This window comes from Catenulispora pinisilvae (assembly GCF_015356865.1).
Lineage (GTDB): Bacteria > Actinomycetota > Actinomycetes > Streptomycetales > Catenulisporaceae > Catenulispora > Catenulispora pinisilvae.
Genome location: NZ_JAAFZA010000613.1, coordinates 1 through 402 on the forward strand (window position 1 = coordinate 1; position 402 = coordinate 402).

The 402-nt window shown below is 58.2% G+C and carries 1 protein-coding gene; it reads left to right on the forward strand.

From position 1 onward, the window contains the following. A partial coding sequence (locus IZR01_RS49605) for a thiamine pyrophosphate-binding protein (protein ID WP_267255027.1) occupies nt 1-402 on the forward strand: 402 nt, incomplete at both ends.

Consider the following 402-nt stretch of genomic DNA (forward strand, 5'->3'; position numbering starts at 1 on the left):
GTTTACGATGCCTTAAGCCAAAGCACGCAAATCCGCCATATTCTGGCCCGTCATGAACAGGGCGCGGGCTTTATCGCTCAGGGAATGGCGCGCACCGACGGTAAACCGGCGGTCTGTATGGCCTGTAGCGGACCGGGTGCGACTAACCTGGTGACCGCCATTGCCGATGCGCGGCTGGACTCCATCCCGCTGATTTGCATCACTGGTCAGGTTCCCGCCTCGATGATCGGCACCGACGCCTTCCAGGAAGTGGACACCTACGGCATCTCTATCCCCATCACCAAACACAACTATCTGGTCAGACATATCGAAGAACTCCCGCAGGTCATGAGCGATGCCTTCCGCATTGCGCAATCAGGCCGCCCAGGCCCGGTGTGGATAGACATTCCTAAGGATGTGCAA